This window comes from Paenibacillus sp. VT-400, from assembly GCF_001029205.1.
Lineage (GTDB): Bacteria > Bacillota > Bacilli > Paenibacillales > Paenibacillaceae > Paenibacillus > Paenibacillus amylolyticus.
The window spans coordinates 809,322-821,867 of record NZ_LELF01000067.1 but is presented as its reverse complement, the minus strand read 5'-3'; the positions used below and the strand labels follow the sequence as shown (position 1 = coordinate 821,867).

The 12,546-nt window shown below is 42.8% G+C and carries 13 protein-coding genes; all 13 read right to left on the bottom strand.

Going from position 1 to position 12,546, the window contains the following annotated elements; all coding sequences use genetic code 11:
* Positions 1–117: 117 nt before the first annotated feature.
* Entirely contained in the window at positions 118–2,832 is a 2,715-nt protein-coding gene (locus EL84_RS30865) for a YDG domain-containing protein (RefSeq protein ID WP_053061493.1), read from the bottom strand.
* Positions 2,833–3,137: 305 nt separating this feature from the next.
* Complete coding sequence (locus EL84_RS14370) at positions 3,138–3,548, bottom strand: hypothetical protein (RefSeq protein ID WP_047842156.1); 411 nt, start codon at positions 3,546–3,548, stop codon at positions 3,138–3,140.
* A gap of 41 nt (positions 3,549–3,589) precedes the next feature.
* On the bottom strand, positions 3,590–4,063 hold the full coding sequence (locus tag EL84_RS14365) for a hypothetical protein (protein ID WP_047842155.1): 474 nt from the start codon (positions 4,061–4,063) through the stop codon (positions 3,590–3,592).
* Between the two features lie 34 nt (positions 4,064–4,097).
* Entirely contained in the window at positions 4,098–4,610 is a 513-nt protein-coding gene (locus EL84_RS14360; protein WP_235431534.1) for a GNAT family N-acetyltransferase, read from the bottom strand.
* Between the two features lie 442 nt (positions 4,611–5,052).
* Positions 5,053–5,547 (bottom strand): cysteine hydrolase family protein, encoded by a 495-nt coding sequence (locus tag EL84_RS14355; RefSeq protein ID WP_047842154.1) that lies wholly within the window; start codon positions 5,545–5,547, stop codon positions 5,053–5,055.
* A gap of 67 nt (positions 5,548–5,614) precedes the next feature.
* Entirely contained in the window at positions 5,615–6,325 is a 711-nt protein-coding gene (locus EL84_RS14350) for an AAA family ATPase (protein WP_047842153.1), read from the bottom strand.
* 90 nt (positions 6,326–6,415) lie between these two features.
* Complete coding sequence (locus tag EL84_RS14345) at positions 6,416–6,655, bottom strand: Mpo1-like protein (RefSeq protein ID WP_235431614.1); 240 nt, start codon at positions 6,653–6,655, stop codon at positions 6,416–6,418.
* 214 nt (positions 6,656–6,869) lie between these two features.
* Positions 6,870–7,883 (bottom strand): bifunctional glycosyltransferase family 2/GtrA family protein, encoded by a 1,014-nt coding sequence (locus EL84_RS14340; RefSeq protein ID WP_047842152.1) that lies wholly within the window; start codon positions 7,881–7,883, stop codon positions 6,870–6,872.
* Positions 7,880–8,893 (bottom strand): phosphodiester glycosidase family protein, encoded by a 1,014-nt coding sequence (locus tag EL84_RS14335; protein WP_047842151.1) that lies wholly within the window; start codon positions 8,891–8,893, stop codon positions 7,880–7,882. The genes EL84_RS14340 and EL84_RS14335 overlap by 4 nt, the downstream gene beginning before the upstream one ends.
* 386 nt (positions 8,894–9,279) lie before the next feature.
* Positions 9,280–10,236, bottom strand: coding sequence for a radical SAM protein (locus EL84_RS14330; RefSeq protein WP_047842150.1), 957 nt, complete (start codon positions 10,234–10,236; stop codon positions 9,280–9,282).
* A gap of 339 nt (positions 10,237–10,575) precedes the next feature.
* Positions 10,576–11,145, bottom strand: coding sequence for a GNAT family N-acetyltransferase (locus tag EL84_RS14325; protein ID WP_047842149.1), 570 nt, complete (start codon positions 11,143–11,145; stop codon positions 10,576–10,578).
* Between the two features lie 81 nt (positions 11,146–11,226).
* On the bottom strand, positions 11,227–11,883 hold the full coding sequence (locus EL84_RS14320) for a pyridoxal 5'-phosphate synthase (protein ID WP_047842148.1): 657 nt from the start codon (positions 11,881–11,883) through the stop codon (positions 11,227–11,229).
* A gap of 38 nt (positions 11,884–11,921) precedes the next feature.
* Positions 11,922–12,536: a histidine phosphatase family protein gene (locus EL84_RS14315; RefSeq protein WP_047842147.1), complete on the bottom strand. Its 615-nt coding sequence runs from the start codon at positions 12,534–12,536 to the stop codon at positions 11,922–11,924.
* Between the last annotated feature and the right edge of the window lie 10 nt (positions 12,537–12,546).

Sequence of the window (12,546 nt, the reverse complement as noted above, 5' to 3'; positions counted from 1 at the left end):
TGTTTTGAATCTAAAAATCAAAAAGCCTCCACAGTCTTATTCGACAGTGGAGACTCTATTTGCTTCTACACTTTCATCAGAAAAGTCACTAATGAAAATGGTCTTCAAACATAAACATCACGGTGTAGCAGTAATCTCCCCTGTACCAACTATCTGCATTGCTGGGGCAACATAATTTCCTGCATCATTTCCTGTAAGAGTGTAATTAATCGTTATTACTTTATTGGTTCCTACAGCTGCATTGTTGTAAGTGGCTACGGCGATTACCTGTACGTCATCCCCAGGGATAATGTTAGATAATGCACCTGGTGTTACATTTGCAATAAGAGTTCCGTCATACACTTTGGAGAGTATTAATGTCGGAGACGAGATCATCAATTGCTTTCTAGTTATTACACCATTCACTGCAATTTCATCTGGTGCAGTATAGTTTGTTGCATCATTACCAGATAAAATATACGATACGGTTATCTTTTTATTTGTTCCTACATTTTCATTATCATAGACTCCTGAAGCACTTACCGTTACGTCATCCCCAGGACAAATACCTTGTTTATTTTCTCCACAAGATCCTACTCTAGAACCTGCTATTGCAGTTGTTGCAAAGGTTCCATCATACACTTTGAAAGTGGTGATTAGGTCTATGATCGTCCCCGTATCTGCACTAGATTGTACATAAGCAGTGTAGTTCGTATTATTAACCGGAGCAATATATTTGCCACTATCCATACCAGCTAATCTGTAAACCACAGATACAAGCGCCGCTTTAGGCGGGGAAGTTGTATCATATACCGCCTCAGCACTCACCGTCACATCCTCACCTGGAACAACCCCAACTAAGGAACCTGCAGATACGACTACCGATGAATCTCCATCTGTATTCTCAATAACAGTCAACAATGGCTCCCCGATCGTCAACTGTGCGGCTGTAATAACTCCTGTCTGGATTGTATAGTTTGCAGGCGTAATATACTTGGACGCCTCTGGTCCGCTCAACGTATAAACTACAGTGATTGTTTTACCTGTGCCTATTGATGCATCATTGTAGGTGGCTGCTGCACTCACGGTTACATGATCTCCAGTAGCAACTCCGGTTAGTGAATCTGCTATTACTGTTGCCGATACCGTTCCATCATACATTTTTTCGGTTGAGAGTACTGGAGTCGAAACGATTAACTGATTTGTACCAATAATGATCTCTGCCGAAGCCATCGATATATTGTTCGCGAGATCAACGGCATATACGACATACGTACCTGACGTTAAACCCGCTGTACTCATTGTCGTATCTACGTTTGCTGTCACCGACTGCTTCTTGCCAAACAACCCTGCAACAGATTGGTTTAGACTAGTGATTGTTTTTGGTGTTGCGGAAGGAACCAAATACAGATACCCATTTTCATTGCTTCTACCCACCACAGGATCTCCACCTGCAATATGACCACTCGTTACATTGGACAGAGTAGGAGCGATTGTATCCGTTCCTCCAGTGGAAGGTGAAGTCACAGGAGCAGTTGGAGTAGCTGGAGTCACTGTATTTATGACTTTATCCAACAGTCGAATTGTAGTTTCAAAAGTCGTACCACCTTTAGCAACGGAACTCAGCGTCACCTTTTCAATAGTACCCGTGCCTAGAATTTTAGCGACTGCATCTAAGAAAAGGTTTACAATCGTTGCATCCGTGCCTAAGTTAAGAGTCGTCCCCGTTGCTGTAACTGCTACGATAACGTCCTTAATACGGCCTTCAGGAATATCCACCTGAACCCCACTGCCTTTAATGATTAAGGAATCAAATGTTCCTTTCAAACCTACTTTTGAACCCGCAGGTAACCGCTCGGATAATGTAATCTTGCCGAAGCCATTCCCCGTAATATCCGTTTCTTGTAGCGTAGCAGGGGAGTGAATGGTTACTTCTCCAACTGTCGTTGAACCTTCTACAATAATGAGAACGGGTCCTTTTTTCTTATCAACAATAAGGGTAGATGTTACGGTATTTTTTAAATAGATGGTACTAACGCCCCCACCCTCTACCCGTGTCACACCTTTAATCGTAACATTCGTAAGGTGTACATCTCCTTCTTGGATACCTTCACTAAATAATAGGTTTCCTTTGATGATCATATTCTTCAATGTAACCCCAGCCGTGCTAATGAGCACATCCCCATCAATGGTCTGCGTCCCCGCCTCAGGGCCATATGTTCCAGCTAAGCTGTAATCCGTTGCTCTTGCATTCACTGAACGATCCAGCGCAACGACTGCTTCAGCACGAGTGATCGGTTTATTCGGATTGAAGTTATTATCGTAGCCCTGTAAAATCCCTTTAGCCACTATAGCATCTACCGAATTTTTAGCCCATAAGGCTATCATATTGGAATCCGTAAAGTGATTTCCAGTACTAGCTTCATTCGATAGATCCAGAAGATCATTGATAATAACTGCAACTTCTTGTCTAGTAATGGGTTTATTGGCACCGATTGTACCGTCCCTATAACCCTTTATGTATCCAGCTTTTACAGCTTTGGAAACCTCAGCATATGCCCAGTTAGATGAAGTAACATCCTTGAAGGATACAGATGCTGTTTCAGTAAATCCATATGAACGATTAACCAATGAGAAAAACTCTGCTCTTGTTATGGTATTGTTCGGTTTAAAGCTGCCATCTTCATAACCATGAATAAAACCTTTGTCGATCCATTTCGTAATTTGGCTTTCTGCCCAGTTTCCCTCGATGTCTGATGCCGAAGATTCGGCGGCACCCAATACTACATTAAACGATGAAAACAACATAACTGTAATCAATAGAGTGGTCACAAGCTTTTTAGCACAATTCATGATATTAGTCCTCTCACTCATAGTATGATTACTGGATCTTACTCGCTCAACTTATCACAAAGATCAGCAATAGTATACATAAAATACTGACCATGAAATATGGCTACAAAACCCAGTCTGTTAAAGAGTTTAGAGCCCAACTTTCGGTGCATACAGTATACATTTTTTCTACTCCTCCCTATCACATCAGAACTGAAATATAACAAAAAAAAGGACACCTCGTTGTCGTATCCATAGGTATCCTCGTTTATTAAATTAGGTAGTAAACTAAAATGCTGAATCACTAGTTTCCTCAATTCTCACATTCATAAAATCCTTCGTCTACTCAGAAACGCTGTTCCTTCTTCTCGGTACATCTCTATAGATTCATTGGTCACATGATCATGCCTCAGTGCTCCCATATAATCTGTTCCAGGTTTGTTCGATCTATAATCTGAATCAATCGTGTAGATATTGAAGTGCACCTCATCTTCATCCTCTGACACATCTGTTTTATCAAAAAGTGAAATCACTTCATCTTTACCAAGAAACCTAAATGGAGAATCCTGACGCTCTATAATATAAAATGGATATGTGATGTTCTCTATCTGAATGAATTCATGGTACACCTTAAGCTCCTCGGGTATGAGATCCATATACTGTCTAGCTACATCTTCTGCCTGAAATACACCCGAAACCCACTTCAAACTCCCCTTGGTTGCTACGATAATGAACATACTAATCACCTTCTAATTTAAATATTCCTATGATATACGGTTTACTGTTTGTCTAAATATTGTGTAAATACCTTTAATACGTATTCATTATCTGCATCATTCTCATTAGTATCTGTATCTTGGGTTATCTCATCATAAACATTCGACTTCAAAAAAAGATCTATAATTTCATCAGGCTCACTCACATTCTGAATTTTGCATCTGAAAGGTAGCTCCTTATTGCTATCCGAGATTAGATTAAATCTTAATTGACTCGCCATAAAATCAAACCATAGATAAAATATCAATCCGCTCTGCTTATTCGAATGATTAATCTGATTCTGACGGTTGGCTATGACGTTCATAATAAAAGCACTAAAATCACTCAAGTTCACTTCATTAGACATTTCTTCTGAAATTGAAATACACCACATATTCGTTTCTATTTCTTTCTGAAGTTCTGAATCAGAAGAACCTATATAGATCACATCATGAATAATTTCTTCGAGGTCCTTGAAATATTGCTCTTTAGACATTTAACCTACTTGCTCCCTTCATACTTCTATACCGTCATCCACGTACAAAAGTCTGAGACAAAATCCGGTGGCTACCAGCGATGTTGTCAATCTCAATGTTATATTCAGACTCAGTGTATTCAATCTGATGTTGCTCATAATATTTTTTCCAGAACGAAACTGCTGCCGCATTATTAGCAAGCTGTTCCACTTTAAATGTACCTTCAAATTGAGCAAAAACCAAGTCAATCGCTTGTGCTGCCAGCCCCTGTCCGCGATATTTTTTGACCAAGAACAGCTCTTGCACGGTATAATCCACACCTTCCGGCACATATGGAGGTGAGCAGACCAGTACGAATCCAATAACCTTTCCTTCATACTGAATCAAAAACGGATGTAATTCATCGCGTTCCAGATATAGATAGGTGTTCGTTGGATCATATTTCCCCTCTTCAAGTAGATCCTCGCCAGAAAATTCGGACAGATCATATAAGTACAAGTTGTACAGGTTGAGGAACAATTCCTTTTGTTCTGCCAAAATACTCGTAATTTGCACATTCATCTTCATTGCACATCTCCCTTAGTTAATGAGTTGGTTAGTGGTCCATACATGACATTACCGATGTCCACAACGAGTTTGCTGTGCCCTGTTCTCAATATATCCTTTCAACCACAACAGATATAGGCAAAGTTTGGTTTAAACCATGGAGTAACCTACTTTCACAGTGGACATGAACATTTGGACAAAAAAAAGACTCCCTACAGAGTCCGATTATTGGTCTTGTCTTTATTTTTCACCAAATATCCATTAGCACTTAGCTAATAATTATCGAATTATATAGGTTCAACTAAACTTTTTACACAAAAACGGAGAGGACAGAAATAACCTGAAGAAGCGGAGCGTTCGCCTTTATCACCGGATTTCCCCTTTAAAAAGGGAATCAAAAAAATCTGGGGATAACAGCGATCGGAAGGTTGTTCTGTCATTGGAGTGCTCAGTGTAAACCTCTTTAGTTGAATTTATATAGATAATCAACCACAGGATATGAGATCACATTGCGATCTCTGTACGTTGAAGTCACTGATTCGGGATGTGTGCTAAGAATTCCATTTTGCAACATCACCGGCCGGAAACCTCGCTCCATCGCTCCGTTGTAGGTGAATAGAACACATTCCTCTGCGGCAAAACCAGAGATTATCACCAATTCAATTCCATGACTCTTCAACACCTGCTCCAAGTCAGTTTGCCAGAAGGCATTGGAGGCTTCCTTGGTAACGGTGAGATCCTTCTCATTCACATCCACCTCGGGAATGATGCGATACTCATCTGACGCTGCCCCCTCCATGCCCTCCACATCCTGCACGTGAACGACCGTATGATCATTCGAGCGCAGCACATTAGCCACATGGTTAATATACTCACAGGCATGGTCTATCGAAGTCTGGTCCATCTTCTTCCGCACAATACTCTCCTGCATATCAACAATCAGCAAACCTACTTTCATCCAATCTCTCCTCATAAATAAATTTCATGTCGCATGGTTGAGTGACTTCCCTTGTTAAACTGAGAACTTAATCTTTAAATAATTCATTCAGCATCCGGTCGCGATTCTCCAGAAAGCTGCGAGTAATCTGATAGTGATCTGTCTCCTCATAGGCTATCTCTTGAATATGGCTATCGTCAAAACTTAAAATCTCTGCCCCCGGATATCCCAGCAAAATGGGTGAATGCGTCGCAATAATGAATTGTGAAGTGCCTGACAGATCATGAAGGATACGCAATAAGGAGAGTTGCCTAGCTGGAGACAAAGCGGCTTCGGGCTCGTCAAGCAGATAGATGCCTTTGGAACTGAAGCGATTGACGAACAGACTGAGAAAAGACTCCCCATGTGATTGTTCATGTAATGAACGCCCGCCATAATATTGAAGCGATGCCGGCATTTGATCGACATGTGATGCGAATTGATAGAAGGATTCAGAGCGCATGAAGAAACCATTCGTCATTTTGGGCAACCAGGCCAGCCTGAGATAATTCCCGAGCGAGGATTCCGAAGCATGTGTCTCATAGGTATTATTCCTGCCGCCCCCTGCGGTATTGAATCCACATTGATGAGCGATGCCTTCCAGCAGTGTAGATTTCCCTGAACCATTTTCACCTACAAAAAAAGTAACGTTATTCGTGAATTCCAATCGTTCCAAGGACCGTATCGCGGGGATGTCAAAAGGATATTGGTTCCGATTCTCAATCTTGGCCGACATGAGTTCCACACTTCGAAGATACATAATCATCCTCCCATATTTATTTTATATAAGTTCAACAAAAGAACATTTACACTCGAACTTCGCACACTTATCTTCAAATTAACATTAAGTTTACTCTGATTGGTCCAGCCATGGACGAATGATGTCCTTGCGGGTTATGATCTCCATCGTTTTCATAAAAAACCAGGTAAACCCCGCATAAAAACCGATATGAGGATAACGAAAAGCTGCGGGTTTATTGCCTTCATAATAGAAGTGCCCCATCCAGGATAAAGCGTAATGGATGACAGCGAGTAGGAGCGTGACTTTGATATCAATAAACAAAAAAATCCATGCCACAAACGCCGACAAAAACGCAAAGTAATGCAAAATGAGGTTGTTCCGATCCTGATGTTCTGAAGGTAATAACGCAAGTCCTTGCGCACACGATTCAACATCAGTTCACATCCATTTCACCTAAAATAAGGCTCCTTATTTCCCACTCCATCGTAACCTATTTCGGGGTAGATATGAAACCGTTTCAACCAAAAAAAGAGCAAGCCATAGGCTTACTCTCTCTTCAGAGTTAATAGACAAATCTGCGCTGTGCCCAATAGCTGAACAGGAAGATGGATACCTCGGTCAGCAGCTTGGCTGCGAGCAGCGGGAGAATTAATTTTTCATTATAAAAATACAATAAACCGTAGTTTAATAACAGCACCAGTAGGACAAGTGAGAAATATTTGGGCAAAGACTGCCGAACCTTAGAGGTTCGTCCAGCGGAAAATACGTACTTCCGATTAATCGTATAGTTGAAGATGGAGCTGCACAGCCTTGCTGCGACAACCGACAGAAACAGATTATGCGTAAAATATTGAATAACGAATAGTAATCCAAAATCAATCAAAGCAGACAGCACCGAAGATGTGCTGAACATCAGGATTGGCATATAGATTCGGAATGAATCAACCAGCGGGCGGAAATGGGAGGACTCATTGTGATCCAGATACACCGTATCAATAAACTCCTCCGTAATCTCATACCCTTCCTTGTGTGCCGTTAACAACATGTTCATCTCGTATTCAAACCGATCCCCGGGAATCTGGTTCAGCCAGTCCAGCATGGAGTAGGGAAAACCGCGTAGACCGGTCTGCGTGTCATATACTTTGGTACCTGTTGTGAGGGAAAAGACCGCCCTTGTGACTGTATTGCCAAACCGGCTACGTGCTGGAATTTTACCACTGAAGCGACGGCTGCCGAGTACAATTCCTGGTGTGGTTTGTGCGAGTAGCACTTCGAAGATACGCTTAATATCATGTGGCAGATGCTGTCCGTCACTATCTGCGCACACTATACCGCCCTGAGGTCCATACTCCTTAATATACTGAAAGCCAGTCTTCAAGGCCCTGCCCTTACCCAGATTGACGGAATGTGTCAGGACCGTACAGCCATACGCTTCTGCCGTTTCAAAAATTCCACGGTAACCGGGGCCACTGCCATCATCCACAATCACAATGGGTCCAAGTTTAAAGGTTTGCAGTTGCAAAACGAGATTCAGTAAACGCACATCGGGTTCATATGATGGAATTAATATCGTCATGATCCTTGTCCCTCCGTCAGATATAAAATGTCACTTACGCCACGTTCCTGATTACGCCCCAGCGGATTATTGACAACTCTGCCCATAAAATACATCGTGGATGAACCCCCGCCGTCCAAGTTGTAGGCTTCGGTTGCTCCGAGGCCTTTCATGACATCCGCCAGTTCTGCCAAGGTCATGCCACGGCTGTTGTCCTGCCGTCCGTCCACCACCACAAAGACGTAATGATTCGGAGCAATCATGCCAATCGCAGTTCTTGGATTTGCATCCTGAATGGAGCGGTTGCCGAAGTTATTATCGATTTTCACACTGCTAAAATCACTGACAATCTCGCCATCCTGAATCAGAATGGGCCCAAAAGATAGTGTATCGGTTGCACCTTCGGCCAGCAGTTCCGAGGAAGAAATCTCGTTCTCGTTATATGTTTTCATCGTACCGTCGTTGAACAGGGCAAGTGCATCCCGCGTGGGGCTGTCTCGGTACAGTGTTCCATTTCGGATAATGACACCATCGTCGCGGAATCCGTAATAATCACCGTTAATGGCAAAGATCGCATTGTTGGCTGCGGCAATCTCTGACGTATTTTCGGTAATGTTCGTTCCAAAGCTGTTGTCCGCCAGCGCGGTTCGCAGGCTGCTTGCATCCGTTAACTGAACATCAGCGACATAATACGTAATCTGATCCGAGCCAGAACCCGTCTGTACCTTTTCAATATTGACTTTCATATCATCACTCGAATAATTCCAATCATCTGACGTTGCATTCACTTCAGTTGTGGTGGTCGAAGTATTGTTGGAATCATTGGTGTTGCCTGTTATTGGCGTTCCTGTGTTCTCATCTGCTACAACTACCTGCACATGCCTGATCAGGTAACGGTCAGCCAGGCTGTATAAGATTCCACCTACCGCAAGCACGATGACAAGTGTGATGATGAGCCATCTGCGCTTTTTTGGAGAGATCGGCCTTTTATGTGGTTCTTTCCGGGTTGGTTTTTCATCTATCTTCATCATGTGAATCTCACCTCTTCATCTAAGTCTTAAGGCCATATTAGGCCGGGTAGCTTAAATGAATCTGAAACCACACGAATTGGACTAAAGATTATTACACTGACACTGCGATGACAGAACAACCTTCCAATCGCTGTTACCCCCAGATTTTTTTGATTCCCTTTTCTAAAGGGAAAAATCCGGGGATAAAGGCGCACGCTTCGCTTTTTCAGGTTTTTTCTGTCCTCTCCGTTTTTGTGTAAATGAATAGTTCAATCAAAAAAGGCCATCCGTTTTCCCATTGAGGAAATCAGATCACCTTGATTTTCAATCTATATAACCCTAAATGTCGCTGTTATCGTGTAACATGTTTTGTTTAGCTTACAGCTCTTCTTTAACAACTCTTCCTGTTATGCGTCTGCAAAAAGAGCATCGTATGCGAGACAAGGCCGCTTCTCCAGGAATTCCGTTAACGCCGGGGGCTGCTGAGCGTAAATATCCTTCAACGACGTTCCAGTATAGATGTTGCCAATTACGACAGGGTGGCATAACTCACAGATGAGAATATCCCCGTTACCGTGCAAATGTAGCTGTTTCGTGCCATCCACACAATTAGAGAAATACACACCGGGTTGTTCACGCAAATTCAACTGTTCAGCGAACCGATCCATACAGGTGAAATAGAGCGTTGTATCTGGCTTTTTATGTTTAATTAATTCCGTAACAGATCGAACAAGGGACTCTTTGGATACAATCTGGGTCCAGTCGGTATGCGGCATCTTAATACTGTTCTGGATCTCATGGATGCGCACACCCAGATCATACACCTTATCGCTAATGGCCTGCATGTTCGCTTGATTACCTTCAAATAGTAACGTTTCCAGCACCGTCTCCAGACCGGCTTCCGTACACAGACGGATATTCTGCTCCAGTCTCTCATACATGCGAGGATGCACACGATAATACGCAGCATAGGACTCCGCATCCGTATAATTGAACGAGATATGAATGTTGGACAAGCCCGCATCACGCAACGCATGAATCCGTTCTTCTGTCAGCAGACTGGCATTGCTGTTCAATTGTGTATCGATGCCATGTGCCGCACAATACGTCACGATCTCCAGACAATCCTGGTATTTCAAAGTAACTTCTCCCCCGGACAATCGCACGCGCTTGAGACGAGGAAGCTCACTAATAATACGGATAACTTCCTGACTACCGATGCATGCTCCATCGTCCCGATTGTAGGCGCAGCAATAGTCGCATTTATAATTGCAGTTCGATGTCACTCCCACTTCAAGCCCTTCTAGCTCATATACGCCGGGTGTTTCCAGTTCGAGTGATTTATATCTGTTTTTGGTCGTCAATTCGTTGTACCTCCTGGTTCCTTCATTCAATCCATGTTTTAATAACTTGAAGATTATAGCGGAAGGCACCAGGTTCAAGATATGACATTATGTACGTTGCTTGCTGAAAACAAAAATAAAACCCATTTCCTCAACGATCAGGAATGGGCCAAAGCTTGGCATATGATTATTGAATTAGACAATATTCAATACGATACCTTGAACTCTTGATGCAGCAATTCAAGCTATTTCTTACTTCTGCTTTTATTGTGTATCACTGATAAATTCAGGATTATAGGAAAATCCATGGCTCGCCAGCATGATAAATGACACACGACTTTTCAATAACACGTTCTTTATTTAACACGAGTAGAAGTCTTCTTTTACGATAGCATACATCTTCAGATCTTGAAACTCATTTTTTACCTTCATGTATTTCCTCAGCACACCTTCGAAATGCATGCCTGCCTTCTCCATAACCTTGGCGGAACCCGTGTTCTTCACCAAACATCTGGCCTGAATTCGCTCGAGCCCCATTTCGTCAAATCCAAATTGGATGATTCGTTTCACTACCTCGGTCATGTAACCTTGATTCCAAAATTGATCAGATAACACATATCCCAGTTCAACTCTCCTGTTATCGCTGTCACACCCTAGATAGTTACAACTACCAATCAGCCCCTTGGTGTGTTTATCTTCGATCCCCCACGGGCCTATTAGATCCGTCTCATAGCGACTCATGACAAAATCTAAAAAAGCTTTGGTGTCTTCTTTACTCTGATGCGCGTCCCAGGTCGTGAACTCCGATACAGCAGGTACAACGCAGTAACCGTACATATCCTCCAGATCATCATAAGTAAAAGGTCGAAGTAACGTCCGTTCGGTTTCCAACATGGGAAATGGTTCGAAGAAACTTTCAATCGTTCTCATAGTTTTATCCTCCCTCAGATTGTTAGGAAAAAGAAACAAACAGCAGTTCGGTCCGTGTTGCCTAACTCACCTGTTGTAATATCAAGGCCACAATCTGAATGTCTTCCACTGCCCATCTTGCTTTACATATTGGACTCGTACATGCTTGCGCTCCGAATCTCCCTGCCAAAACTCCACCTCTTGTGCATTCACGGCATATAAACGCCAATGAGGTGTAACAACACTGGGGTCACGTCTTATCTTTTCCTTCTGAGCTTCAATGGAACTATCCAGCACTTCCTCGCTATCCAAAACCTCACTCTGATGTCCTGTCATAGCAACTGCTCTTGCTCCAGCTGAACGTTTGCGGAAATCATCAGCGCCCGCTTCATCTCCCTGATCCTCGGCAATTCCCCTTATCCGAATCTGTCTTCCAAGGGAAGGCCAGTAGAATGTCAGAGCCACATGAGGATTCTCCTTCAACTGCTGCCCTTTTCGACTCTCCGAACTGGAGGCAAAATAGAACGTTTCATCAATTACGTTTTTCAAAATCAACACCCGCGCATCAGGATAACCATCTTGATCCATGGTGGAGATTGTCATAGCGTGAGGTTCTTTCACTTTGTTCTCAACTGCCAATCTCAACCACTCCAAAAATAACTTCCCCGGCTGCTCCGGCAAATGCCCCATATCCCACGTTGGAAATGGGCCGGATAAAGATTTTAAACGTTGCAACAGTTCAATTGGTTTATCGCTCATGTCATCGCCTCCGTCTTCTATTTAACATGGAAAAACAACTAATCTAGATGACTTAACACATTTACGCTGCTAAGTTTCCAACCATGCCTTCCCTTTTCAACGGTATGTACACTGGTGTTGTCCATGGGATAAAAGCTGGATTTATTGCTCCATTCCTTCTTCTCAAGCAGATAATACAGAATATTAATCACTCCGCCGTGAGTAATTAATAGAACATTGGACTCTACTGTTTTCTCCTCTAAACCTCTGAAAAGACTCTCGAAAGCTGTGCTTATCCGGTTATAAAAATCCCTTGGGCTTTCTCCTCCCGGAAACGGGGAGTCCATCTCAAGAGTATTGAAATAAATCCCTGGGTAATGTTCTTCAGCATCCTTATGGAGCATGCCTGCCAAATCTCCGTTATTCATCTCACGCCAATCTTTCATTAAGCTAGCCTGCATGTTTAACTTCTTCTCAATTTCCCGTGTAGTCTGCACTGCACGAGGAAGATCACTGCTAATAATCGTATGTATGTTGTACTCCTCAGCATGATGATGCAAATACTCTCCCAGTTTCCTGGATTGATTGATTCCCTGTTCCGTAAGTCCACGATCACTCCATCCGCCTCGATACCCTTCCTCATCCATCCCATGCCTTACCAGATAAATTTTCAAGATCTCTCCT

Coding starts and splice junctions, on each gene's coding strand:
- EL84_RS14320 (WP_047842148.1), bottom strand. CDS start 11,883: ATGAGCGATAAACCAATTGAACTGTTGCAACGTTTAAAATCTTTATCC.
- EL84_RS30865 (WP_053061493.1), bottom strand. CDS start 2,832: ATGAATTGTGCTAAAAAGCTTGTGACCACTCTATTGATTACAGTTATG.
- EL84_RS14365 (WP_047842155.1), bottom strand. CDS start 4,063: ATGTCTAAAGAGCAATATTTCAAGGACCTCGAAGAAATTATTCATGAT.
- EL84_RS14360 (WP_235431534.1), bottom strand. CDS start 4,610: ATGAAGATGAATGTGCAAATTACGAGTATTTTGGCAGAACAAAAGGAA.
- EL84_RS14340 (WP_047842152.1), bottom strand. CDS start 7,883: ATGACGATATTAATTCCATCATATGAACCCGATGTGCGTTTACTGAAT.
- EL84_RS14335 (WP_047842151.1), bottom strand. CDS start 8,893: ATGATGAAGATAGATGAAAAACCAACCCGGAAAGAACCACATAAAAGG.
- EL84_RS14355 (WP_047842154.1), bottom strand. CDS start 5,547: ATGAAAGTAGGTTTGCTGATTGTTGATATGCAGGAGAGTATTGTGCGG.
- EL84_RS14350 (WP_047842153.1), bottom strand. CDS start 6,325: ATGTATCTTCGAAGTGTGGAACTCATGTCGGCCAAGATTGAGAATCGG.
- EL84_RS14370 (WP_047842156.1), bottom strand. CDS start 3,548: ATGTTCATTATCGTAGCAACCAAGGGGAGTTTGAAGTGGGTTTCGGGT.
- EL84_RS14325 (WP_047842149.1), bottom strand. CDS start 11,145: ATGAGAACGATTGAAAGTTTCTTCGAACCATTTCCCATGTTGGAAACC.